At 37.7% G+C, this 22652-nt stretch carries 22 protein-coding genes, 3 tRNA genes and 1 other RNA gene; 9 read left to right on the forward strand and 17 right to left on the reverse strand.

Annotated features, from left to right (window positions below; all coding sequences use genetic code 11):
* Position 1: 1 nt before the first annotated feature.
* From ilvC to AC6EJA_RS09020, 4 genes are all read right to left on the reverse strand, one after another.
* Positions 2 to 991 (reverse strand): ketol-acid reductoisomerase, encoded by a 990-nt coding sequence (ilvC, locus tag AC6EJA_RS09005; protein ID WP_498502323.1) that lies wholly within the window; start codon positions 989 to 991, stop codon positions 2 to 4.
* A gap of 138 nt (positions 992 to 1129) precedes the next feature.
* Complete coding sequence (locus AC6EJA_RS09010) at positions 1130 to 1747, reverse strand: ATP-dependent Clp protease proteolytic subunit (RefSeq protein ID WP_498502324.1); 618 nt, start codon at positions 1745 to 1747, stop codon at positions 1130 to 1132.
* Positions 1748 to 1793: 46 nt separating this feature from the next.
* Complete coding sequence (locus tag AC6EJA_RS09015; RefSeq protein ID WP_498502325.1) at positions 1794 to 2456, reverse strand: ATP-dependent Clp protease proteolytic subunit; 663 nt, start codon at positions 2454 to 2456, stop codon at positions 1794 to 1796.
* A 44-nt stretch (positions 2457 to 2500) separates the two neighbouring features.
* Positions 2501 to 3604 (reverse strand): PIN/TRAM domain-containing protein, encoded by a 1104-nt coding sequence (locus AC6EJA_RS09020; protein ID WP_498502326.1) that lies wholly within the window; start codon positions 3602 to 3604, stop codon positions 2501 to 2503.
* 109 nt (positions 3605 to 3713) lie between these two features.
* Between AC6EJA_RS09020 and hemW the strand changes: the two genes are divergently transcribed.
* Complete coding sequence (gene hemW, locus AC6EJA_RS09025) at positions 3714 to 4973, forward strand: radical SAM family heme chaperone HemW (RefSeq protein ID WP_498502327.1); 1260 nt, start codon at positions 3714 to 3716, stop codon at positions 4971 to 4973.
* On the opposite strand, the gene panB is transcribed toward hemW, so the two are convergent.
* Positions 4912 to 5703: a 3-methyl-2-oxobutanoate hydroxymethyltransferase gene (gene panB, locus AC6EJA_RS09030; protein ID WP_498502328.1), complete on the reverse strand. Its 792-nt coding sequence runs from the start codon at positions 5701 to 5703 to the stop codon at positions 4912 to 4914. The two genes, hemW and panB, sit on opposite strands and share 62 nt — an antisense overlap.
* Before the next feature lie 44 nt (positions 5704 to 5747).
* On the opposite strand from panB, the gene ffs reads away from it, so the two are divergent.
* Positions 5748 to 5844, forward strand: an RNA gene (gene ffs, locus AC6EJA_RS09035) — signal recognition particle sRNA small type.
* Between the two features lie 9 nt (positions 5845 to 5853).
* On the opposite strand, the gene ftsZ is transcribed toward ffs, so the two are convergent.
* From ftsZ to AC6EJA_RS09065, 6 genes are all read right to left on the reverse strand, one after another.
* Positions 5854 to 6975 (reverse strand): cell division protein FtsZ, encoded by a 1122-nt coding sequence (ftsZ, locus tag AC6EJA_RS09040; RefSeq protein WP_498502330.1) that lies wholly within the window; start codon positions 6973 to 6975, stop codon positions 5854 to 5856.
* 182 nt (positions 6976 to 7157) lie between these two features.
* Entirely contained in the window at positions 7158 to 7937 is a 780-nt protein-coding gene (locus AC6EJA_RS09045; protein ID WP_498502331.1) for a cell division protein FtsQ/DivIB, read from the reverse strand.
* A 30-nt stretch (positions 7938 to 7967) separates the two neighbouring features.
* Positions 7968 to 8378, reverse strand: a complete 411-nt coding sequence (locus AC6EJA_RS09050; protein ID WP_498502332.1) for a hypothetical protein — start codon at positions 8376 to 8378, stop codon at positions 7968 to 7970.
* A gap of 48 nt (positions 8379 to 8426) precedes the next feature.
* Positions 8427 to 9488 carry a D-alanine--D-alanine ligase family protein gene (locus AC6EJA_RS09055; protein ID WP_498502333.1) on the reverse strand — a complete coding sequence of 354 codons (1062 nt, stop codon included), beginning with the start codon at positions 9486 to 9488 and terminating at the stop codon, positions 8427 to 8429.
* 59 nt (positions 9489 to 9547) lie between these two features.
* On the reverse strand, positions 9548 to 10852 hold the full coding sequence (gene miaB / locus AC6EJA_RS09060; protein WP_498503587.1) for a tRNA (N6-isopentenyl adenosine(37)-C2)-methylthiotransferase MiaB: 1305 nt from the start codon (positions 10850 to 10852) through the stop codon (positions 9548 to 9550).
* A gap of 194 nt (positions 10853 to 11046) precedes the next feature.
* Positions 11047 to 11119, reverse strand: a tRNA-His gene (locus tag AC6EJA_RS09065).
* A gap of 176 nt (positions 11120 to 11295) precedes the next feature.
* On the opposite strand from AC6EJA_RS09065, the gene AC6EJA_RS09070 reads away from it, so the two are divergent.
* Entirely contained in the window at positions 11296 to 12564 is a 1269-nt protein-coding gene (locus AC6EJA_RS09070; protein ID WP_498502334.1) for an amidohydrolase family protein, read from the forward strand.
* Positions 12565 to 12569: 5 nt separating this feature from the next.
* The gene (locus tag AC6EJA_RS09075) at positions 12570 to 13907 is read left to right on the forward strand and encodes an FAD-binding oxidoreductase (protein WP_498502336.1); all 1338 of its coding nucleotides are present in this window, start codon (positions 12570 to 12572) and stop codon (positions 13905 to 13907) included.
* A 4-nt stretch (positions 13908 to 13911) separates the two neighbouring features.
* On the opposite strand, the gene AC6EJA_RS09080 is transcribed toward AC6EJA_RS09075, so the two are convergent.
* The 4 genes from AC6EJA_RS09080 to murA all read right to left on the reverse strand — a co-directional run bounded on the left by AC6EJA_RS09080 (position 13912) and on the right by murA (position 17837).
* Complete coding sequence (locus tag AC6EJA_RS09080) at positions 13912 to 15120, reverse strand: bifunctional folylpolyglutamate synthase/dihydrofolate synthase (RefSeq protein WP_498502337.1); 1209 nt, start codon at positions 15118 to 15120, stop codon at positions 13912 to 13914.
* Between the two features lie 31 nt (positions 15121 to 15151).
* Positions 15152 to 16333, reverse strand: coding sequence for an aspartate aminotransferase family protein (locus AC6EJA_RS09085; RefSeq protein ID WP_498502338.1), 1182 nt, complete (start codon positions 16331 to 16333; stop codon positions 15152 to 15154).
* A gap of 8 nt (positions 16334 to 16341) precedes the next feature.
* Positions 16342 to 16423: transfer RNA gene (locus tag AC6EJA_RS09090), tRNA-Leu, on the reverse strand.
* Positions 16424 to 16460: 37 nt separating this feature from the next.
* Positions 16461 to 17837 (reverse strand): UDP-N-acetylglucosamine 1-carboxyvinyltransferase, encoded by a 1377-nt coding sequence (murA, locus tag AC6EJA_RS09095; RefSeq protein WP_498502339.1) that lies wholly within the window; start codon positions 17835 to 17837, stop codon positions 16461 to 16463.
* A 146-nt stretch (positions 17838 to 17983) separates the two neighbouring features.
* Between murA and AC6EJA_RS09100 the strand changes: the two genes are divergently transcribed.
* The 4 genes from AC6EJA_RS09100 (at position 17984) to trpC (ending at position 21368) form a co-directional block, all read left to right on the forward strand.
* Positions 17984 to 18066 (forward strand) — tRNA-Leu (locus AC6EJA_RS09100).
* A gap of 36 nt (positions 18067 to 18102) precedes the next feature.
* On the forward strand, positions 18103 to 18972 hold the full coding sequence (locus AC6EJA_RS09105; RefSeq protein WP_498502340.1) for a TrmH family RNA methyltransferase: 870 nt from the start codon (positions 18103 to 18105) through the stop codon (positions 18970 to 18972).
* Positions 18969 to 20414, forward strand: a complete 1446-nt coding sequence (gene lpdA, locus AC6EJA_RS09110) for a dihydrolipoyl dehydrogenase (protein ID WP_498502341.1) — start codon at positions 18969 to 18971, stop codon at positions 20412 to 20414. Before AC6EJA_RS09105 ends, lpdA begins: the two co-directional genes overlap by 4 nt.
* Positions 20415 to 20459: 45 nt before the next feature.
* Positions 20460 to 21368 (forward strand): indole-3-glycerol phosphate synthase TrpC, encoded by a 909-nt coding sequence (gene trpC / locus AC6EJA_RS09115; RefSeq protein ID WP_498502342.1) that lies wholly within the window; start codon positions 20460 to 20462, stop codon positions 21366 to 21368.
* Positions 21369 to 21491: 123 nt separating this feature from the next.
* On the opposite strand, the gene AC6EJA_RS09120 is transcribed toward trpC, so the two are convergent.
* Positions 21492 to 21659 (reverse strand): DUF4278 domain-containing protein, encoded by a 168-nt coding sequence (locus AC6EJA_RS09120; protein WP_498502343.1) that lies wholly within the window; start codon positions 21657 to 21659, stop codon positions 21492 to 21494.
* A gap of 233 nt (positions 21660 to 21892) precedes the next feature.
* Here AC6EJA_RS09120 and AC6EJA_RS09125 point away from each other — a divergent pair, with 233 nt between their 5' ends.
* A complete protein-coding gene (locus AC6EJA_RS09125; protein ID WP_498502345.1) occupies positions 21893 to 22159 on the forward strand; it encodes a hypothetical protein in 267 nt (88 codons plus the stop codon).
* A gap of 122 nt (positions 22160 to 22281) precedes the next feature.
* On the opposite strand, the gene AC6EJA_RS09130 is transcribed toward AC6EJA_RS09125, so the two are convergent.
* Entirely contained in the window at positions 22282 to 22527 is a 246-nt protein-coding gene (locus tag AC6EJA_RS09130) for a NifU family protein (RefSeq protein ID WP_498502346.1), read from the reverse strand.
* Positions 22528 to 22652: the final 125 nt, after the last annotated feature.

Here is a 22652-nt window from a genome sequence, read left to right on the forward strand (position 1 = left end):
TTTATCTCAACCAGCTAAACATGGATCTGAGGACTTTGCCTACTTTTTCAATTGGAAGTTGGGAATCCCTTTCTCGGAACTTTTTCATATTTGGTTTTCCTGAATCGCATTCAGCTACAAAATTCTTTGCAAAAGTTCCGTCTTGGATATCACCTAATATTCTCCTCATTTCATCTTTTGTTTGTTTTGTAATCAATCTAGGACCACTTACATAGTCGCCATATTCAGCAGTATTTGATATTGAATCTCGCATTGCAGTTAATCCACCCTTGACCATTAAGTCAACAATTAGCTTGACTTCATGTAAACATTCAAAATATGCCAATTCGGGCTGATAGCCAGCCTCGACAAGCGTTTCAAAACCCGCTTTGACAAGTTCAGATAGCCCTCCACATAGAACAGCTTGTTCTCCAAAAAGGTCGGTTTCAGTTTCTTCTTTAAAATTGGTTTCCAGTATTCCTGCTCTTGTTCCTCCTATTCCTTTGGCATAAGCCATTGCCAAATCTCTTGCTTTGCCTGAGTAATCTTGCTCAATTGCAAAAAGTGCTGGAACGCCTTGACCATTTTGATATTCCCATCTGACAGTGTGTCCAGGACCTTTTGGAGCGATCATCACAACATCAACAAATTCAGGAGGTTTTATCAATTCAAAACGGATATTGAATCCATGTGCAAAGCTCAATATTTTGCCAGGTTTGAGATGGGGCTGTATTTCATTAGCGTAAACACTTTTTTGAAATTCATCAGGAAGTAAAACCATTATCCAATCAGCCTTTGCAGAAGCGTCTGCAACGCTCAAAACTTCAAGACCATCTGAGATTGCTTTACTTGCGGATCTACTCCCTTCGTACAGGCCCACCACGACCTCGACACCACTATCTTTAAGATTGAGTGCATGGGCATGTCCCTGGGAACCATATCCAATTATCGCAACTGTTTTATTAGAAAGCAGTTTGAGATCTGCATCTGAATCATAGAAAAGTTGAGCCATTAGCTTGCTATCTACTTCTGGAATATTCAGAGCTTAAGAAAGAGAAGCTAATTTAAAATCATTTATGTAAATTTTCAGATTTAAAATTCATAGTTGCTAGCAATATCTACCAAATAATTCGTAGTTGAATCATGCAAATTAATTATTTTGGGTTTTAGCATCGTTGGGGTGAGAGATAACCCTATCAATCAGACCGTACTCTTTGGCTTCAACTGCACTTAAAAAGTAATCTCTATCGGTGTCTTTTTCTATCTTTTCAAAAGTTTGACCAGTCATCTCAGCCATTGATTTATTAAGCATTTCTTTAATCCTTAGTATTTCTCTCGCTTCAATTTCAATATCACTGGCTTGTTTTTGGGAAGTTCCACCAAGAGGTTGGTGAATCATAATTCTGCTGTGAGGTAAAGCTAAACGTTTTCCTTTCGATCCAGCAGATAGTAAAAATGCTCCCATTGAGGCTGCAAGCCCTACACAAATAGTCACTACCTCACTTTTAACGTATTTCATAGTGTCGTATATCGCTAATCCAGCGGTTACAGAGCCTCCTGGACTATTTATGTATAAATAAATAGGCTTAGTGCTATCTTCTGAATCAAGATAAAGCATTTGAGCTACAAGATTATTTGCTATCCCGTCATTTACTTCTTGGCCGAGAAATAAAATTCTCTCGACTCCAAGCCGTGTGTAAATGTCTACCCATCTTTCGACCTGACTCCCTGGGAGCCTGTATGGAACACTTGGAGTACCTATTGGCATGATTTGGATTAATAAATTGGATAAAATGTTTTAAGGGAGGGAGTTTTTAAGCCTCAACAGGTAGATCTTTTCTGCTTGTAAGCACCCGATCTATTAACCCGTACTCAACTGCTTCAAATGGATTGAGATAACTCATCCTGTCAGAGTCTTTGGCAAGCTGAGCAACTGAACGGCCAGTATTTTTCGAGAGAATCTCAAGCATTGCTTTTTTATTGTGTATAACCTCATTTGCTCGGATCTGAATGTCAGTGGCTTGGCCTCTTGCCCCACTGATTGGTTGATGGAGGACTATCGAAGCATGGGGTAGTGAGGCCCGCTGCCCTTTCGTCCCCGCAGAAAGAATTACAGCGGCTGTCCCCATTGCTTGGCCAATGCAAATTGTATGAACAGGAGGCTTTACATATCTGAGAGTGTCACAGATTGCAAATGCCTCTGTTTCGAATCCAATTGCATCTCCGGTGTACCAACTCGTTCCAGTTGAGTTTATGTAGAAATATATTGGTTTTTCTGGATTGTCAAATTCCAAAAATAATAATTGAGCAATTATTAGCTCAGTGACATCCATGCCCATTTGTCTCTTTGCGTCATCATCGGAAAAGAGAGGAAGGCCTAGATAAACGATTCTCTCTTTCAAAAGTAAAGAGGGTAAATCTGGAGGGGGAGTTCTCATTACTGCTGAATCCCCATAATAGGGAGCTGAAACAGTCACATTCAGAAAATCAACGTTGAATTAAAGCCTAGCGACATTGAGGGCTAAGTCGCATTTGTTTTTTGAGTTTTTTTAGGAGGAAGTTTCTTTTCAACTTTTCCAAAAATCATTCTTCCAGTTGGGGTTTGGAGAGCACCGGTTATTACCACTTCAAGCCTATCTCCAATTAATTCCCTTGCGCCTTCGATTACCACCATTGTTCCATCTTCTAAATAACCAATCCCCTGAGAGGCTTCCTTACCCTCTCTGACAATTTTTAAATTTAATCTTGCACCTGGTTGTACATCAGGTCTTAAAGCAATAACAAGATCACTGAGATTTAAAGCTTTCAGTTCTTTTACTTGAGCTATTTTGGAGAGGTTGTAATCTGCTGTAATGAGTACCCCTCCAGTATCACTAGTTAATTTCAAAAGAATTTCATCCGTTCCGGGCCCTTCGTATTTAGTGCTGTTAACAACTAGTCTCCTCCCATAAATTTCTCTAAGTTCAGCTAAAGATTTCAGACCTCTTCTTCCTCTGGCTCTTTTTTCACTATTTCCAGAGTCAGCTAGTTTTTGTAATTCATCAATAACTGCTTGAGCAACAATGATTTGACCTTCAATAATTCCGCAGCTTAAAAGTCCTTTTATCCTCCCATCAATTATTACACTTGTATCGATTATTTTTGCAGTAGCAGGAGTAAGTATTCCCTCTGCAACTAAAAGTGCTTCTGTACTATTTGGATTAAATATTCTTAGCAAAGTCCTTCCATGAATATCGGCGAGATTGTAACCAATTAAACCAAAAAAGATATTACTTATAATTGCAATAAGTGGTTTTAGAAAAAATAATTCCTCTGGTAGTGGCAGCAATAGAATTGGAGCCAAAAGTAAATTAGCAACCAATAATCCGAGAATAAGGCCAACAGATCTGCTTACAAGCAGATCTGTTGGCATAGTCCGTATTTTTTTTAGGATATTTTTCCTTATTTGGAGAAGCAAAAAAGCAAAAATTCCGCTAAAAAAACCTGTTGCTGCAGCGAGTATTATTCTAAAAATTTCAAGATTGGTTACTCTATCTATTATCAGTGTTGGTAAATAATCAATTCCAAGCCAACCAAGGATGGCTCCTGAGATGAAAAATAAAAGTAGGACAAATTGGTCCATCATGCTTTTAATTTATTCTCATTTAGAACAATTGGCACCACCATGATTTTCCTTTAACAAATAAACCTATGACTTCATCTCTTCATATTTTTAATGATCACATGAAAAAGTTGTGAAAAAATCACCAAGAAGCGCCTATTTACACATCCCTTTTTGTCACAAAAGATGCTTTTATTGTGATTTTGCCATCGTACCTCTTTTAAAAAGTTCCGAAAAGACAGGCATAAACCAAACTGAGATATTTGAATCTTATTTGGAATTACTTAGACGTGAGATTGATTTGATAAATGGGGGCATTCCCCTCTCAACTATTTACATTGGTGGTGGGACTCCCTCATTGTTAGCACCTGCTCAAATATATTCTTTAATTTCTCATCTCAAAAAAGTCTTTGGAATTCAATTAGGCGCTGAAATTACTTTAGAGGTAGATCCCCTAAGTTTTGATAAAAGATCTCTTGCTGGATTTATTGAGAGTGGAATTAACCGGTTTAGCCTGGGCGGTCAAAGTTTTGATGATTCAACTTTGAGAGAAATAGGCAGAAGTCACTCCTCAAGTGACTTGTATGAGGCCTGTTCGTGGGTAAATGAAGAGTTTAGAGCTGGAAAAATTAAAAGCTGGAGTCTTGATCTGATTCAAAATCTTCCTCGTCATAACATAAATTTTTGGGAGTCTCAACTTAAAAAAGCTTTAAAAACAGAAGTTCCTCATCTTTCGATATATGACTTGTCTATCGAACCTGGAACACTCTTTGAACTAAAAAAAAGGAAAGGAGAATTATCACTCCCTGATGAGGATCTATCGGCAGATATCAATAGCCTGACTTCCAAAATGCTTAACGAAGCAGGTTTCGCTCGTTATGAGATTTCAAATTATGCATTGCCTGGTCATTCATCTCGTCACAACCGTGTTTATTGGGGTAATGCAGGATGGTGGGGATTTGGTATGAGTGCAACTAGTGCACCTTGGGGTACAAGATATTCCAGACCTAAGACCCTAGATGGTTATGAAAAATGGGTTAAGGATCAAGAGTTAAATGGAATTGATTCATCTTTAATTTCTAAATTTTCTCAACCAATTTGTCCAGAAGATCAACTAATTGTTGGTTTGAGAACAAGAGAGGGAGTTGACTTAGGCGCAGTTTTTCAAGAGTGGGGTTGGGATAAGAAACAAATTGAGAAATATGAGTCAATTTTGATGTTGAGATTAAATAAATACTTTAAAAAAGGTTTGATAACTAAGAAGGGAAGAAGAATTTCTCTAACAAATCCCAAGGGAATGGATTTGAGTAATCAGATTCTTGTTGAAGTGATTATTTGGTGGGATTCTCTCCCTGAGAGTGCTGCTCGCTTACCCAGCTCTCGAGAGCTTTAACACAAATTTTTCTTGTCTCAATTAGCGGTCTAGCAAATGGGGGTTGCTTTTGAGAGAGCCCAATTAGATCTGCAGTTACTCGCACTTGGCCATCACATTGATTGCCCGCTCCTATTCCAATAGTTGGTATTTTGAGGTTGTTGCTTATTTTTAAGGAAACTTCTGATGGGATATGTTCTAGAACAACTGCGAAACAGCCAGCTGATTCAAGTTTTTTTGCAGAATCAAATATTTTATTTTTCCCCTTTTCATCAGAAGCTTGAATTTTATAACCCATTTGATTAACTGATTGAGGGGTTAGTCCCAAATGCCCCATCACGGGGATCCCTACTCTGATAAGCCTTTCTATAACTAAAAGAGTCTCTGGCTCTGCCCCCTCAAGCTTAACTCCAGCTGTCCTTGAATTCTTAATTAAAGTCCCTGCTGCCTCTGTAGCTTCATTAATTCCTATCTGATAACTCAAGAAAGGTAGATCACAAATTACTAATGGTTGTTTTTCAATTGATTTTGAAAAACCTCTACATACGGCCTGTGCATGGTGCAACATTTGTTCAATAGTGACGGGGAGAGTCGTCTGATGGCCAAGCGCTACCATTGCCAAAGAGTCTCCCACTAAGACCACATCTGCTCCAGCCTCTTCAACCATTGAAGAGGAAATACTGTCCCAGGCGGTTAATACCGTAATGGGTTTTCCAAGTTCTTTAAAACGAATCAATTCGTTTGGGATCATGGGTATTTACTTACTAAAAAAGCATCAATTGCTAAAATCTAATCGACTCGGACCCATGCGGCTTTTACGCCCAAATCTGGTCAGGATCGGAAGATAGCAGCCACAAGGGATGCTAAAAGCAGGCGTGGATTCCGGGTCACCTAATAATTATCAGGTTCCAGGATATTTTCTGTTTTGACGAAGTCTTAGGAATTCAGGAATTGTAGCCCCTGTTTCCTTGGCTTCTTCTTGTCCATAAAGTGATTTTGGAGAAAGTCGGCTTCTGCTTTTTGGGGAGTTATATGAAGCTTGGTTATTCTCAAAGCCTGTTGCTATTACTGTTACTTGGATCTCTCCTTCAAGTTCCTTGTTTACAACAGCACCTACAATGATATTTGCTTCAGGGTCAACAGCGTCATAAATGACCTCAGAAGCTGAGGTCATATCTTCTAATGTCATATCTTTCCCGCCTGTGATGTTAATCACACAACCTTTTGCACCATCAATTCTCGCTGATTCCAGTAGGGGACTATTTATTGCAGCTTGAGCTGCTTCAAGGGCTCTTGAACGACCAGAACCAAGTCCTATGCCTAGAAGTGCTGTTCCTGCTTCAGTCATTACAGAGCGAACATCTGCAAAATCTACATTTACCAATCCAGGACAGGTAATGATGTCGCTGATACCTTTAACACCCATTCTTAATACATCATCAGCACTGCGGAATGCCTCTTGGAGAGGCGCTCCAGCTATGACATCTTTGAGACGGTCATTGGGAATAACAATCAAAGTATCAACATTTTCTGAAAGCCTTGCAATACCCTCGTCAGCTTGTCTCATGCGCCTTTTACCCTCAAATCCAAAGGGTTTTGTTACTATTCCGACTGTTAATGCGCCAATTTCTTTAGCAACCTCTGCTACTACAGGTGCTGCTCCAGTGCCTGTACCTCCTCCCATTCCTGCTGCAATGAATACTAAATCCGAGCCTTCAAGTGCCTGTTGTAGTTCTGCTCTTGATTCTTCTGCAGCCTTTTGACCAATACTTGGATTGCCTCCAGCACCTAAGCCACGAGTAAGAGTTTGTCCTAGTTGCACTCTGTTGCTCGCTGAGGACTCAAGAAGAGCTTGAGCATCAGTATTGAGAACCCGATAAGTAACACCATCAAGATCACTGAAGATCATTCGATTTACAGCATTACTGCCTCCGCCACCAACTCCAATCACCTCAATTCGGGCTGATTGACTTGGTTGGATTTGTTCATCCAATGCAAACCCTGAGTTGTTACCGATGCCCATCACCATGTTTTGAGTTGATAAGAGATTTTTGGTGCATTTTGTCTTTATAAATAAGAGTAGTTTGTCTACGCGAAAAACTTCTCCTATCCACAAAGTAGTTTTAAAAAGTCAATTATACGAATTCAATCGGATAATTTCTTTTAAAACATTGCCAGTATATGGCTTTAGCCAACTTCATGCTCTTAATCTTGTCCCCCTGTTTGCAATTCAGGTTTTGCGAGATCCCTCAAATCAATACTAAAGCCCTTTTTTGTGTAAAAACTCTCAGGTAGAACCTCACTTAAATAAGACAAAGTTTTAATTTGCTGAAGAAGTTTTTCTTGATCTGTCCCCAGTTTTATTGAATCGATATTGATTGTTTTCAAACTTAGTTCGCCAGTTGGATCGAAATTTATTTCCTCAAGAGGACTACCAAAATCGTTTTTATATTTAATTATTAATGAGATTGAATTGCGATATCTAGGTCTCCATCCTTTTACGACCAGATTTAACTCTTTAAGGTCTTCTTTTTTACGCTTGAGTGGTATCCAGTAAGCATCCTTGTCGATCATTCCATAGTCCATCTTTGATCCATTATTTCTTTGAGAAAATGCAACTGGCTTCCTTTCAAGAATTGAAATAATTAATTCAGGTGGGATGAGCTTGCGGCTAACAGATACCGCCTCTAAGGCAAGTTCTCTAGTTAAATTTGACTCTATTTGCTTAGGATTAATTTGCAAGACAGTTGCTGGAAAATTAATGCCCGTTTGAGAAATAATTAATTCTTTATCAAAATTAACATTCCCCTTAATAATTAGATTTTTCGGATTGATTTGGGTTGTACTTTTGCCAATAAATAAATTAAATAGAAAAATCGATAACAAACTTGAAATTAAAATTTGCCAGAGATAGATTATATTTTTTGTTTCGAAAGAATGCTGTTCTTTTTTGCGTTGCCTTTTTATTGAGTTTCTTCTTTTCATATGTTTTTGTACCAACTATCTTGGATCGAATCAAAGCTCGCACCTGGCTTTTTGCATTAATTCATTCATCCACTCTCTTGCTCTGTCTGCATCTGCAAAAGGTATGTCTGTTTCCTTTCCACATCCAATAAGTCTGAGGCGACATGTGCCTTGAGATTCATTTGTTAATGGTGCCTCTCCAGATGCAAGAGCCAAAAGTTCAAGTAATTCCAATTGTTTGATTTCAAAAGATTCCTGATCTTTAAATTTTCCTGCTTCAAAAGTACTCCAAATTAAAATCCCATCATTCAATTTGGCAGCTCCTGATCCATCTAGTTTTGCAAGTTCAGAACCCTCAGCCCAAATTAAATAGAGATTTTGGCGCCGACGCTCCAACCAGCCCAACCCTGTAAGGAGAGTAAATGCAATAAGAAGGGGGAACCAAAGCAAGCCGTGAATCATTTTTTCTAAAATGGATTTTTGAGTGAGAGTATTGAGAGGAATTAATCTCTATTGTTGCGCAATTTTTAATAATTCAAATACTAGGTCCCCAATCTTTAGTCCTGATGCAGCCCATAAACTTGGATACATGCTTTGATTTGTAAATCCTGGGAGAGTGTTTACCTCATTAAGATAAATAGTTTCGGAAAATTTTTCATAAAAAAAGTCCACTCTCGCAATGCTGTCGACGGCTAATGAATTACAAGCCTTAATACTTAGTTCTCTTATTTGATCTGAGAGACTATTGCTGATTAAAGCTGGAATGTTCGCAAGTGATTTCCCCTCTAAATATTTTGTTTGGTAATCGAACCAATCTGATTGGTGAATTATCTCCCCAACAATAGATGTTTTAATATTTTTTTTACCCAGAATTGCACATTCAAGCTCTCTAGCCTCTATGCACTTCTCAATTACAATTCTTGAGTCGAAAGTTAATGCAGTCTTTATCCCCGTAAAAAACTGATGGCGATCAAGTGCTTTTGTTATGCCAACTGATGAACCCATATTTGCTGGTTTTACAAAACATGGATATCCAAAACTTTGTTCGATTTTATTTGCGAGCTCTTCATGAGATTGATTTCTTATATTGATATTTGAGTCAAATGGGACATATGGTACTTGTGGTAGTCCCGCCGCTTTAAAGGCAGCTTTCATGGCGATTTTATCCATTCCCAATGCAGACCCCAAAACACCAGATCCAACAAAACATTTTCCAGTAAGTTTAAACAAACCTTGAATGGAACCATCTTCACCATTGGGGCCATGTAAAACTGGGAACCATATATCTACTGAATTCGCCTCAAAGGGAAATGATGTAAAGCCAGTTTTGGAATTAACTTCTGGTAGTTCTGATATATCTAAACTTTCTTTTTTTTTCATGGCCTTATTTGCGACATTAGCCCCCCACCATCTTCCTTTAATGTCAACATAAATTAATTCAGTTTGAAAGAGATTTTTATTTTTTTTACTTTGTAGTGCAGAGAACACATTGATAGCGGATTTTATTGAAACATTGTGTTCACCTGATGCCCCACCAAATACGAGACAAACTTTCTTTTTAATATTATTCATTAAGTCTAAAAAAAATATAATTTTTCGAAATAAGTTTTTTTTTCATAAAATTTATTCTTTTACTCAAAGTATCCAGTAAGAGAAAAGGCTCTGACTTCTCTTATTCTTACATTAACAATATCACCTTGTTTGTATTCATTTTTTGCTGAATCAACCTTGGGGCAGAAAGTAAGTCTATTGGTCCTGGTCCTTCCCATTAATTGATTTTGATTCTTAGGATTAATTCCTTCTATCAATACCTCTTCAATTTTATCTTTGTATCTATCATTCCTTTTTTTCGCGATTGTTGCAACTAAGTTATTTAATTCCTTGAGACGTGTAACTTTAACATCTTCTTCTAATTGGTTTGTCCAATTTGCAGCGGGAGTATTAGGCCGTGGTGAGTATGCTGCAGTATTTACTAAGTCAAATCCAATCTCTTCAATGATTGATAAAGTTTTCATAAATTGTTTGTGTGTTTCCCCTGGGAAAGCAACAATAACATCAGCAGTTATTGATGCCTCTGGCATTAATTCTCTAATGGATTTGATTATTTCTTTGTATTTTTCTATTGTGTAGCCTCTTGACATTTTTTTTAATATTTGATTATCACCGCTTTGAAATGGGATATGAAAGTGCTCACATACTTTGGGTAATTCTGCACAAGTTTTGATTAATTCATCTGTAAAATATCTTGGATGACTTGTGGCAAAACGGATACGTTCAATTCCTTCTATTTCATGAATGTACTCTAGTAAATCTCTTAGTGAAAAATCTCTTAATGTTGTACTTTGTGAGCTTTTCAAATCTCTCCCATATGCATCAATATTTTGCCCTAATAATGTAATTTCTTTAAATCCTTTTTCTGCAAGAGACTCTATTTCAGCTTTAATTGCTTCAGGGGTTCTAGATTGTTCTTTCCCTCTGACAGACGGGACAACGCAATAAGTACATCGCTCATTGCAACCATAAATTATGTTTACCCATGCACAAATGTCGCTATCTCTTCTGGCGGTGGTTAAGTCCTCAAGGATTTGTAGTTCCTCAGTTGCGACTACTTGCTGGCCATTATCAACTTTGTTTAAAAGAGTCTCAAGACGATTGGCATGTTGAGGTCCCATTACCAAATCCAATTCTGGAACCCTCCTTAAAAGAGATTCCCCTTCTTGTTGAGCCACACAGCCTGCAACGATTAATTTCAAATGTGGTAGGGATTTTTTTCTTATGGCTTGCTTGCCCAAATAGCTATATACTTTTTGTTCTGCGTTATCTCTGATAGTACAAGTGTTATAAAGGACAAGATCAGCCTGCAGTTCACCTTGGGCAGCCCGATAACCCATTGATTCAAGAATACCAGCCATTCTCTCAGAATCTGCTTTATTCATTTGGCATCCAAAAGTAGTTATCCAGTAGCTACCCCGGCTTTTTATTGAGGTCGCAGACTTGATTGGTTGTGTGAGTGTTGTTGAATTTGACACTTTTGGATTAAAACAAGGTGACTTTTCTTATTTGGAGTGGTTAACGAGAATCAATAGGACTTGGTTTTTTTCTTAGAAGTGCTTCGAATAAAGAATTGAAGGGCGAGCGAGGGGATTCGAACCCCCGAATAGCGGCGCCACAAGCCGCTGCCTTAACCACTTGGCGACGCCCGCCTCACATCTATGAATTTACCAATTCATAAGGAATTTTCTACAAAAGATCTTTATGAATTTATTTTTTGTCCATATTTAAAGACTTTTACTGTCTTATTCACATAAAAAGTTTCGTAAAGTAAGTAAGTGATAAGTTTTGGAAACCATAGCCACATTTTGATGAGGTGATTGAGGAAGTGACCAGCGCAGACAGTGGATCAATTGAAGGATGGGTCCCTAGAGGTCTTATCAATGATGGGAATGCAATTATTTCCGCGAATGTTACTGAAGAAGGTCTCTGTCCACTAAGGATATATTGGAAATGTGGAAAAATAATTAAAATAGAGGTTTGTTTTGACAGAGAAATTCCAAATAAGATGATCCTTCCTCGTTTTGTCGAGCCTCATGCTCACATAGATAAGGGTTATAGCTGGTCAAGATTTCCAAATCTTAAAAGTACTTACCAGGCAGCTTTGGAGGTGAACTTAGAGGAACATCGGGTCAGAACAGTTAGTGATGTTATGGAGCGCTCTGAAACAGCATTAGATTATGCCTTTAGTAATGGAATTAGAGCATTAAGAACTCATATAGACAGTTTTGGTATTGGTGGCACTCATAGTTGGGAAGTCATAAGTGAGTTAAAGAAAAAGTGGCATAGGGTTATCGACATACAGTGTGTTGCTTTAGTTCCTCTTGATTATTGGTCTAGTGGGGAAGGACAATTACTAGCAACAAAGGTCTCAACTAGCAGAGGTTATTTGGGAGGAGTGTTGGCCCCACCTTTTGATGAAAAAAAAAATAAGAAAGACCTCAAAGAATTAATATTTCTAGCAGAGAGACTTGGCTGCGGAATTGACATTCACATTGATGAATCAAGTTCATCGCCTGGTAAGGGAATTAATTTTCTCCTTAAAATACTTGATGAAAATATGATAACTATACCTATAACATGTAGTCATTCAAGCAGCATGGGACTACTATCCCCAAAAAAAATCAGACATCTTGCTGAACGAATGGCTGATCATCAAATTAATGTTATTGCACTTCCTCTTACAAACTACTGGCTCCTTGGGAGAAAAGAAAAATCAACTCCCACAATAAGGCCTCTAGCTCCAATCAAGCAGCTTCAAGAAGCAGGAGTTACTGTTGCTATTGGCTCAGACAATGTTCAAGACGCTTGGTTCCCTATTGGCAATCTAAATCCTCTGTCGCTCATGTCTCATTCGATGCCCTTAATCCAAATGGCACCTTGGGAGAGGGCCTGTTTATCGGCCTTTACAACTTGTCCAGCTAATTTAATGGATTTGGATTGGGATGGTTCAATCTCAAAAGAAAGTCCTGCCAGTTTTGTTATTGTGAAAGGATCCTCATGGTCTGAGGCCCTATCTCATCCCTCTGAAAAGGAACACATTATTAATGGTATTTGGACCGATAAAAAAATGAGTCAAAACAAATTAGGGGATTAAAAATAATGAATAACTCTCAATTAAAAAATCTTTTTGATGATTTGTCCTCAATTCAGGACTTAACAATCTTTTCTTCATTGCCTGATAGAGAAAAATTTTCCAAAGATTTCTTTGACTACTCACCAATACTTAAACCTCAACTTGAAAATTGTCTTGCTGACTTTGTTGTAAAACCTCATTCTGTGAATGCAGTCTTAGAAGTGGCAAGATGCTGTAAAAAAAATTCTGTAGCCCTTACTCTAAGGGGTTCTGGTACTGGCAATTATGGTCAGTGTGTACCACTTCATAAGGGTGTGGTAATGATTATGAGCGAGATAAATAAAATAAAAAATTATGACACATCTACTGGTGAGGTAACAGTCGAAACAGGTTGCCTACTACGTGATTTAAATGATTATCTGTCAAAAAAAGGTCGTCAATTGAGATTGTTACCAAGTACTTGGAGAAGTGCTTCTCTTGGAGGTTTTATCGCTGGAGGCTCTGGAGGTATTGGATCAGTTAGATGGGGCTTTTTAAGAGATCCTGGACATCTGAATGCTATGGAGATTATTACTTTGGAAAATAATCCAAGGAAATTGAATTTGGACGCTAACAAATCAGAGGCTTTGAATCATGCTTACGGCACTAATGGAATAATTACCTCTTTAACAGTGGCAACCACGCCCCTTGTCTCATGGCAAGAGGTCGCGATAGATTTTAAAGAATGGGATAAAGCCGTAAAATTCTCTAAGGTAATAACAGAGGCAGCTATTGATATCTTCCTTTGTACAGTTTTAGAAAAACCTATTGTAGCGAGGTTACCTTCGTGGAATGGAGACACAAAAGATTGTCATAGGATTTTGATACTTGTCTCCCCTGATGGAATATCTACGCTTCGGAGACTTGCTGACATGGCAGGTGCTAATTTTTATCATATTGGAACGGAAAATATACGTAGAGGAAGGGGGCTAAGAGAACTTACATGGAATCATACAACTCTGCATATGAGGAGTATTGATCCAAATTGGACATATCTTCAGATGCTGCTTCCTCAACCCGAAATTCCAGCCATGGAAATTTTGAAAAGAGAATGGGGAGATAGTTTACTTTGGCATTTAGAGAGCGTCAGACAGCAAGGGGCTCAGAGAATTGCCTCTTTGCCTCTGGTTAAATGGAAAGACGAGGAGTCTCTAAACAAACTAATCAAACAATGTGAGGAACTCGGAGCAATAATGTTTAACCCACATGTAATTACTGTGGAAGATGGAGGTCTTGGAGTTATCGATACCGATCAAGTTAATGCAAAAAAATCTTATGACCCAGAGGGGTTGCTTAACCCAGGTAAATTAAAAGGATGGCAGTGAAATTTCAATATTTTAAGATTTCTCTCCTCAATAGATCACCGATTAGATAGATTGATCCGGTGATTACAGGAGTTGGACTAAAATTTTTTTTAGTTTCTTTGTGAGCAAGATAAAATGCTTCATCAATGTTATCTACTTTTATGAGCCGTTCTGATAGATTTGGACACTCTCGGGATATTTCTTCATGATTCCAACTTTCACAACCAGGGACGGGAATTATAAGAGCAATATCATTCTTTTTTATTAAGGTTTCAACTATACCAATTGCGTCTTTTTGTTTCTGAATGCCCAGAATCCAAGAAACTCCATTTTCGTTGTTATTCCATTTTTCTCGCTCAATTGCTAAATGTTTTGCCGCGTGCGGATTATGAGCACAGTCAATTAAGAAAGGAAGGTGATTCCAATGAACAGCTTGAAGTCGTCCAGGCCACTTCGCCTTTGAAAAACCTTTAAAAATGCTTTCTTGATTTATTTCCCAGCCTAAATTTATAAGAGATTCTAAGATGCCTTTCGCAACAGCTGCGTTTTGTTTTTGAACTTCACCAGGTATCCCAAGAGACCATTCTTCAGAAAGTGGTTTGACAAAACGCAAAAAAGCTTTTTTTCTTTCAACTATCTCTTTAAGTACTTTTTCTACCTCTGGATGTTGTGGTGCGCTTATTACATGACTGTTTGTTGTTATTACTGATGCTTTTTCTTTTGCAATAGAAACTAAATTATTCCCAAGATATTCACAATGATCCATTCCAATTCCGCCAAAACCAATTATTGGTCTATTGGAATGAGCTGTAGTTGCATCTAATCTGCCCCCTAAACCAGCTTCTAGGATTAGTAATTTTACATTTTTATGATGAAAATAATTAAGGGCGAGAGCAATTACTGATTCAAATGGAGTTAATTGATATTTATTAATCGTGCTTTTTAATTTGACTAGTCCATTGTGAAAATCACTCCTAGAAATTTGGATGCCATTGACACAAATACGCTCCTGCCAATTAATTAGGTGAGGAGAAGTTGTAATGCCTGTATTAACTCCTGTTTCTAGTAGACAACTCTTGAGAAAACTTGTGATAGATCCTTTGCCATTAGTTCCAACAATCTGAATTGCAGGGATATTCCTACATGGCTCGCCCATGTGTTTTATTGCGTTTCTCATTCTATTCAAGTTGAAATTCAGACGTCTTTTTTCGTCTTTAAGTATGAAATCTTCCATAACCAGTCTTAGTTTAATTTTCGAATCTCAATCATGTGAAATGTTCAAGTACTGAGTTAAGCCTTTTTACTAATTCAACAATTTCATGTTTTTTAATTGTTAATGGGGGAACTAGTCGGACGACATTGCTTCCTGCACCAACTAACAAGACTTTTTTTTGAATACCGACTTTTACAATTTCAGTTGATGAGATTGAAGATGATGAATTAATTACCAATCCCTGAATTAATCCTAAACCGCGAACTTCTTCAAGAATTTTTGGATATTTTTTAACAAGAGTCATTAGAGATTCTTTTAATTGCTGGCCTCGGCGATTGACATTTTTGAGTAAATCTCTTCTTATGATCTCCTCGCAAACTGTCAGTGCTGCTCTACATGCAAAGGGGTTTCCTCCAAATGTGCTTGCATGATCCCCTGGTTGAAAAACATCAAATTCTTTTTTGGAAAGAAAAGCCCCAATTGCATGGCCACCCCCTAAGCCTTTTGCAAGAGTAAATGCATCTGGTTCTACTCCAACTGTTTGATATCCCCATAAGTATCCTGTTCTACCCATGCCTGATTGAACTTCATCAAATATAAGTAGAAGCTCTTCTTTATCGCAAAAGTCTCTTAATTTTCTGAAGAATGCCACATCTCCAGGCTTGATTCCTCCTTCGCCTTGAATCGGCTCAATTAATACAGCGACAGTTTGGGCCCTTTCTGATTCAATTTTTTCATATAAGGTTTTGAACGATCCAAAATCATTGAAATTAAAGTGGGAAAATCCATCAACTAAGGGTTCAAATCCTTTTTGATATTTTGACTGACCAGTGGCACTCAAAGTCGCAAGTGTCCTTCCATGAAAACTTTCCCTTGCAGTGAGAATAGTTGGATGTTCTATGTTTTTTTTTATATGTGCAAATTTTCTGGCCAACTTAATAGCAGCTTCATTTGCTTCAGCGCCACTATTACAAAAGAAAACTCGATCACAACAACTATTTTTCACGAGCCAATTACCTAGTTCTTTTTGTTCAGATATTTGATAGAGATTTGAAACATGTTGAATTTTTTTTAATTGATTAAATAATGCTCTTCTCAAAACCCTGTCGCTATGACCTAATGAGCATGTGGCAATGCCAGAAACAGCATCAAGATATTTGGTGTTTTTATCATCCCAAACCCAACAACCTCTCCCTTTTACAATTGTCAGGGGATATCTGTTGTAGGTATTCATTAATGAAGTGGGAGCGGTCGGACTCGAACCGACAAACCCGAAGGTGCCGCATTTTGAGTGCGGTGCGTCTACCAATTCCACCACGCTCCCCTGTGAAGATTCTATCTGTTTAGAATTACCTCAGATCTTAGGCTACTTTTCTTTGATTTATTTTTTTGTTTTGGCTTCCTAATTCTGAGAAAAAGTAATTATTAGATTTTTTAGGTGAAAGCTTTCTATTTATTTTAGCTCCAACTTTTTCTAATTTGAGCTCAAAAGATTCATATCCTCTATCTAAATGATTAAGTCCCTCTATGCGGCTCAGGCCAGAGGCATAGAGGCTAGCAAGTGTTATTGCAGCGGCTGAACGTAGATCAGTTCCTTTTAAAAGGGAGCCAACTAAATTACTTACTCCTTGAATGTATGCTGTTTTATCTATTATTGAAATTTTTGCCCCCATTTTTTGAAGCTCTTTGACGTGTTGCATTCTGTTTTCAAAAATATTTTCTGTAATTTGACTTTTACCATTTGCTGTTGCCATTAGTGCCATGAATGGCGCTTGTAGATCAGTCGGGAAACCTGGAAATGGATTTGTTTCGATATTTACCCCATTAATTTTTTTTGGATAAATTTTTAAGGCGTTATTCTGGAGTTCTTCAAACTCGCAACCACAATCTTTAAGTTTTTGAATTACTGATTCAAGATGCTCTTTAACAACTGGCCCAACAATCAATTCTGACCTTGTTATGGCTGCAGCAATTAAAAAAGTTCCAGCTTCAATTCGATCTGGAATAACAATGTGATTGCAGCCCTTAAGATTAACGATTCCATCAATAATTATCGAACTTGGAGACGGTCTTGATATTTTTGCACCCATGGAATTCAGCATTTTTATTAAATCTTGAATCTCTGGCTCTTGTGCAGCATTCATTATCATTGTTTTTCCTTGAGCAAGACATGCAGCCATTATTAGAGTTTCGGTGGCGCCAACGCTTGGACAATTCAATTCAATATGAGCTCCCTTCAATCTTTTTTGATTCCCAACGATGGATGCAGAAATGAAGCCATCCTCGTTTTTAACACATGCTCCTAATGCCTCTAAACCTCTAATGTGCTCTTCAATGGGCCTTTTCCCTATTTGACATCCCCCTGGTAAAGGGATTTTTGCTTTCCCTAATCTTGCTAGTAATGGCCCTATGCAAAAAAAACTTGCGCGAAGCCTGTGTACCAATTCAGCAGGAAGAGTAATCTCGTTAATTTGACGAGGATCAAGAGAGAGAGTTTTGTTATCTCTGATTATTTTTACCCCAAGCTTTAAGAGTATCGATTCCATTACATCTATATCGCTCAAATCAGGAATGTTTCTCAATACAACTTCTTCCTCAGTTAATAGGGATGCTGCCATTAAAGCCAAAGCTGAATTTTTTGCTCCACTAACTTTCAAATGACCTGATAGAGGTTTTTTACCTTCAACCTCTAAATGCGGCATAAGTTCCATAACGTTTCTCTCTGCCACATTTCCCATGAATATTTTTAAAGGTATCAAACTTATAATGACAATAAAAACCTTAAAGTCTAGGTACCATTAAACAATGTTGTTAGAAGCAATCTAAGAGATTAATTCCCCCGAATTTGCTTAAATTGTAACAACATCCATTTCAAACGATACAGGCGGATGTGGCGGAATTGGTAGACGCGCATGTTTCAGGTACATGTGGCCCTTGGTCTTGGGAGTTCAAATCTCCCCATCCGCATCAATTGAATAGTCCCACAGGATTTTTTAAATTTTTATGAGTTCCGAAATAACTAACAAAAATTCAACTTTAATTACAAGCAGAAGAAATGCTTTAGTTAAACGTCTTAGGTCGATTTCTAAGAAACAAGGGAGAGAGGAATATGAACTGATACTTTTGGAGGGAACTCATCTTCTCGAGGAGGCACTTAAAACAGAAACTTTTCCTGTGGAGATAATTGCGACAAGCAAGTGGGTTGAAAAAAATCAACGCATGTTGAACTCGATTGATGGAGAAGTAAAACTTTTTGCGGTTACTGAAACCGTTCTGGATGCTGCCATAACCACCTCTAACCCAGATGGTGTGGCAGCACTTTTTCCCATTGCTGGTTTGCCCTCTCCCCCTGAAAATCCAGAATTTATTCTTGCCGTTGATCGCTTGCAAGATCCTGGTAATTTAGGGAGTTTATTTAGAACAGCACTTGCTGCTGAAGTAGAAGTTTTATGGCTTTCCTCAGGAGTTGATCCTCTTAATCAAAAAGTTATTAGATCCTCGGTAGGAGCAATGTTCTCTCTTCCATATGAACGTTTTGGGCCTGATGAATGTGAGGGGACTAAGACTTTGAAAAAAAAATTAGTTTCCGCTGCCAAGGTGGGTTTTCAGATTGTGGCGTCATCAGTCCCAGAAGAAGGAGATTGTAAAAAATTAGTTCCATATTGGGAAATTGATTGGACTAAACCAACTATTTTAGTCTTGGGAAATGAAGGTTCGGGCATATCAAAAGAGATAAAGAATTGCTGTAATTATGCTGTTACGTTGCCTCATAGTGATGCAGTTCAATCATTAAATGTGGCAGCTGCAGCTGTTCCACTGCTTTTGGAGCGCCGAAGAGCCAAAATGAATGAAAGTACTTTTTCTGAAAAGTGAACGCTCTGAATTTTGATTTCGATTTAATTGTTATTGGGGCAGGTTACGGCGGATTTGATGCCGCAAAGCATGCCTCTGAGCAAGGCCTAAAAGTTGCAATTATTGAGTCTCGCGAAATGGGAGGCACTTGCGTAAACAGAGGTTGTGTACCATCAAAAGCCCTACTTGCTGCCAGTGGGAAAGTTAGGGAAATATCCGATGTTAAACATCTTGCCAAATTTGGTGTTCATGCTGCTCCAGTCAGATTTGAAAGACAAAAAATCGCAGATCATGCGAATAATTTAGTGGCTAACGTTAGGAAAAATCTCACAAAAACACTTGAAAGAGTCGGAGTTTCTATCCTCCATGGACAGGGAAGATTAGAAGGGCATCAGAGGGTGGGTATTAGGGAACCCAATGGTGTTGATAGAGTTCTTTCGGCAAAAAATGTAATCATTGCCACTGGTTCGGACCCATTTGTTCCACCTGGAATAGTTACTGATGGTAGGACCGTTTTTACAAGTGATGATGCTATCAATCTTGAGTGGTTACCCAGGTGGATTGCTATTGTTGGAAGTGGTTATATAGGACTGGAATTTGCTGATATCTATACAGCGCTTGGATGCGAAGTTACGATGATTGAGGCCCTGGATAGAGTAATGCCTACCTTTGATCCTGACATCGCAAAAATAGCGTCAAGAAAGTTAATTGAAAGTAGAGATATTGATGCAAGAGCAGGAGTATTGGCATCAAAAATCACGCCGGGATGTCCCGTGAAAATCGAACTTTCTGATGTTAAATCTCGAGAATTCATGGAAGAAATTGAAGTTGATGCAGTTTTAGTTGCTACTGGAAGAGTTCCCACAAGCAATCAACTTAATCTTGAATCGTTAAATATCAAAACAAATAGGGGCTTTATTCCTGTCGATAATCAGATGCGAGTTTTGGTTGATGATGAACCAGTTGAAAATTTGTGGGCTGTTGGAGATGTTACAGGTAAATTGATGTTGGCTCACGCTGCTGCCGCACAAGGGATCGTTGCTATAGATAATATTCTTGGAATTTCAAAAACTATTGACTATAGAAGTATCCCAGCTGCAACCTTTACTCATCCAGAGATAAGTTCCGTGGGAATGATGGAAACAGAGGCTAGGAAATTCTCATCTGATGAGAATTTTGAATTGGGCATCGTTAGAAGTTATTTCAAAGCTAATTCAAAAGCCCTTGCTGAACTTGAAAGTGACGGTCTTATGAAATTGATTTTTAGAAAGGATACTGGTGAGGTTCTTGGTGCCCACATTTATGGAATGCACGCTGCGGATTTAATTCAAGAAGTTTCTAATGCTGTCTCAAGGCGTCAAAATGTTTTAGAACTCTCAAAAGAGGTTCACACCCATCCAACTTTAAGTGAGGTTATTGAGGTAGCTTATAGACAAGCATCATCACAAATTCAGAATAAATAAATTTTAAAAAATATTAAATTCTTTTTGTGCAAGTGATGTTTTTGTATGATTTCTAAAAAAAATTCAATGAGTGAGATTAGACGTAGACCTCCTAACCCAAGCGTCAAGGTTGCAAACTTGGAATATGCAATACCTCATTCAGAGGGAGAGCCGAATAACATACTTGAAAAAATTCTATGGGAAAAAGATAAAGAGATTGCACAAGCAAGAAATAAAATTCCTCTTGAGAGATTAAAAAAACAAATTTCTGAATTACCTAAACCAAAATCTTTTTCTGAGGCATTAAAAAGATCTTTTTTGTCGCCAGCCATTATTGCTGAAGTTAAGAAAGCAAGTCCAAGTAAGGGATTGATAAGAGAAGATTTTGATCCTACTGCAATCTCCAAAACTTATGAAAAAGGCGGTGCGGCATGTTTATCGGTTCTTACGGAGAAGAATTTTTTTAAAGGTGGTTTCGAAGTTTTAGTAGAAGTTAGGGAATCAGTTGACATTCCGATATTGTGTAAGGATTTTATTTTTAGCGCATATCAATTACATCAAGCTAGAGCCGCAGGGGCTGATGCTGTCTTATTAATAGCAAGTATTCTGTCGGATCAAGATTTGGAATATTTACAAAAAATCGCTCATTCTTTGGGATTAGAGACACTGATAGAAGTTCATAATTCAGAAGAAATTAAACGGGTTATTAATTTACCAAAGATAAATTTAATTGGAATTAATAATCGAGATCTGAAGTCTTTTACCACAGATTTATCAATTACAGAGGTGTTGGCAAGTAAGCATTACTCAGATTTGAGAGTTTCTGGGGCTATGTTAATAAGTGAATCAGGTATTTCCTCAAGAAGTGATTTGGAAAGGGTTAAGAATGCAGGTTGTGGTGCAGTTTTGGTGGGTGAATTTTTAATGCGTCAAAAAGACATAGCCAGTGCTATGAAAAGACTCATAAATGGTTAAAAAGTAATCTATTAAAAATATTTTATAAATAAATATAAAACCAAAGGTCATAGATAGATGACCCTTGGTTAGATAAATAGCTAGCTTTTAAAGCTTAGATAAATTAATCAAACTTTTAAAATTTTATTTTTGGTATTGAATACCTCTGTATGTAAGCGTTGGACTCATACTTGAATAGTTACGTTGGTTTTGGATGTAAACATTTCTCCGATAAATTAATTGGATCTTTTTTTTAGGAGAAATTTCTTTTGATTGGAGATAGTCCTTCCCGCGGTAGGTGAGAGTTGTCATGATTCAGAGTCCGAAATGGATGTCCAGGTCCCCGTTCCATGGCCTGGCTCGAACTGCGCCCCGGAGGGTGAACGTTTTGTAGCAAATGCTACCTTTCTAGTTTAATGGAAAAATAATTCTCTGTAGTTCAGTCTGCTACAAATATTTTCGTATGAAAGGTAACTTTCATTTATTTTTTTGAGGACTGTGAAGTATGTTGGATTGTATTGAATTTCCTCGAGAAACTGAAATCTATGAAGGGCGCACTATTTTTCTTGGGCACTTGGATGAGATGGCCAGCTCAGGACACAAAAGATTTTTTATACTTTCATCTATACATAGCTTCTCTGTACGGGCTTACTTTTCTTGTAAGGTCGTCATCATTAAATGCATCTTGTTTTATTTTTACTATTGGAGCAATTTCTCCGTTGATGTACGCGATCTACAAAGGATTACCTCTTGATTGTTTAAACTATGAATCAGCTATATCGAGAGAATTTGCCTCTATTGAACAAAATTAAACATTGAAAATTTCCCTATTTTTATGATTAAAGCATCTAGATTAGACTTTAAATAAGTTATGCATATTGTTTGAACAAATTTAATTCATTAACTAATTTCGAGTCTAAAAGTTAACTATGAGCTATAAGACTTGCATTACCTCACTGATCTCAGGGATCATTTCTCTTAATTTTCTTTCAATTCCCATTTTTAAAGTCATTGTGCTGCTTGGACATTCGCCACAAGCACCTTGAAGTCTTACTTTTACGACTGGCCCGTCAATTTCAACAACTTCGACATTACCTCCATCGGCTAGTAAGAATGGCCTTAATTCATCTAGAACCTTCTCGACATTTTCTAAAGTGAAGTCCATTGGTTCATTACTCATAATTAAACTTTCTCCTAACTTTGGTTAGCCTAGAGAGCAATTGCACAATCTGACAAAAAAAGGCGGTTTTATTTGTGTTCGTCAATCAAAATGAATCTGAAATTAGATATGACGCAGTACTAATT

This window comes from Prochlorococcus sp. MIT2309 (assembly GCF_059772305.1).

Coding starts and splice junctions, on each gene's coding strand:
- ilvC (WP_498502323.1), bottom strand. CDS start 991: ATGGCTCAACTTTTCTATGATTCAGATGCAGATCTCAAACTGCTTTCT.
- AC6EJA_RS09010 (WP_498502324.1), bottom strand. CDS start 1,747: ATGCCAATAGGTACTCCAAGTGTTCCATACAGGCTCCCAGGGAGTCAG.
- AC6EJA_RS09020 (WP_498502326.1), bottom strand. CDS start 3,604: ATGATGGACCAATTTGTCCTACTTTTATTTTTCATCTCAGGAGCCATC.
- panB (WP_498502328.1), bottom strand. CDS start 5,703: ATGATCCCAAACGAATTGATTCGTTTTAAAGAACTTGGAAAACCCATT.
- ftsZ (WP_498502330.1), bottom strand. CDS start 6,975: ATGGGCATCGGTAACAACTCAGGGTTTGCATTGGATGAACAAATCCAA.
- AC6EJA_RS09045 (WP_498502331.1), bottom strand. CDS start 7,937: ATGAAAAGAAGAAACTCAATAAAAAGGCAACGCAAAAAAGAACAGCAT.
- AC6EJA_RS09050 (WP_498502332.1), bottom strand. CDS start 8,378: ATGATTCACGGCTTGCTTTGGTTCCCCCTTCTTATTGCATTTACTCTC.
- AC6EJA_RS09055 (WP_498502333.1), bottom strand. CDS start 9,488: ATGAATAATATTAAAAAGAAAGTTTGTCTCGTATTTGGTGGGGCATCA.
- miaB (WP_498503587.1), bottom strand. CDS start 10,852: ATGAATAAAGCAGATTCTGAGAGAATGGCTGGTATTCTTGAATCAATG.
- AC6EJA_RS09075 (WP_498502336.1), top strand. CDS start 12,570: ATGAATAACTCTCAATTAAAAAATCTTTTTGATGATTTGTCCTCAATT.
- AC6EJA_RS09080 (WP_498502337.1), bottom strand. CDS start 15,120: ATGGAAGATTTCATACTTAAAGACGAAAAAAGACGTCTGAATTTCAAC.
- AC6EJA_RS09085 (WP_498502338.1), bottom strand. CDS start 16,333: ATGAATACCTACAACAGATATCCCCTGACAATTGTAAAAGGGAGAGGT.
- murA (WP_498502339.1), bottom strand. CDS start 17,837: ATGGGAAATGTGGCAGAGAGAAACGTTATGGAACTTATGCCGCATTTA.
- AC6EJA_RS09105 (WP_498502340.1), top strand. CDS start 18,103: ATGAGTTCCGAAATAACTAACAAAAATTCAACTTTAATTACAAGCAGA.
- trpC (WP_498502342.1), top strand. CDS start 20,460: ATGATTTCTAAAAAAAATTCAATGAGTGAGATTAGACGTAGACCTCCT.
- AC6EJA_RS09120 (WP_498502343.1), bottom strand. CDS start 21,659: ATGACAACTCTCACCTACCGCGGGAAGGACTATCTCCAATCAAAAGAA.
- AC6EJA_RS09125 (WP_498502345.1), top strand. CDS start 21,893: ATGAAGGGCGCACTATTTTTCTTGGGCACTTGGATGAGATGGCCAGCT.
- AC6EJA_RS09130 (WP_498502346.1), bottom strand. CDS start 22,527: ATGAGTAATGAACCAATGGACTTCACTTTAGAAAATGTCGAGAAGGTT.